We start from the raw sequence: 393 nt of genomic DNA, 5'->3' as shown, positions 1-393 counted from the left end.
ATCAAACGACAGAATTTCCCTAGGACGGCATTGTGCCGCTCAAACCGGACGGACTATTCCTGCCAGCACAGAAAATTGGTCGGCGAACGACATTGCATCAGCGCCGTCGATTGCGAACTGGCCCTTGCGGATCATGTGCATCAGCTCGATGCCGGCGAGCACGGAGCCGGCAGACCGGAACGATTTGAAGTTGAGCATCGGCCTGGTCACCCGCTTGATGGCGCGATGGTCCTGCTCGACGATGTTGTTGAGGTATTTGACTTGGCGCACCAGGATCGGCACGTCGCGGCCGGCGTTGATCGCATCGATCGCCGCCTTGTTGGCGCCACTCTTGTCCATCGCGACCTTGTCCGGATCGCCGTTCGCTCCCATGGCCTTGTCGAAGAAGCGCTT

General features: G+C 59.3%; 1 protein-coding gene. It reads right to left on the bottom strand.

Annotation, left to right across the window (positions count from 1 at the left end; all coding sequences use genetic code 11):
* Positions 1-39: 39 nt before the first annotated feature.
* Positions 40-393: DDE-type integrase/transposase/recombinase (locus tag CR105_RS27590; RefSeq protein ID WP_143752843.1), on the bottom strand; the 354-nt coding region annotated here is incomplete at its 5' end.

Origin of the sequence: Massilia eurypsychrophila (assembly GCF_002760655.1) — a bacterium.
In the GTDB taxonomy this organism is placed as follows: Bacteria; Pseudomonadota; Gammaproteobacteria; order Burkholderiales; family Burkholderiaceae_D; genus JAFCUW01.
This window is presented reverse-complemented; position numbering and strand designations above follow the sequence as displayed.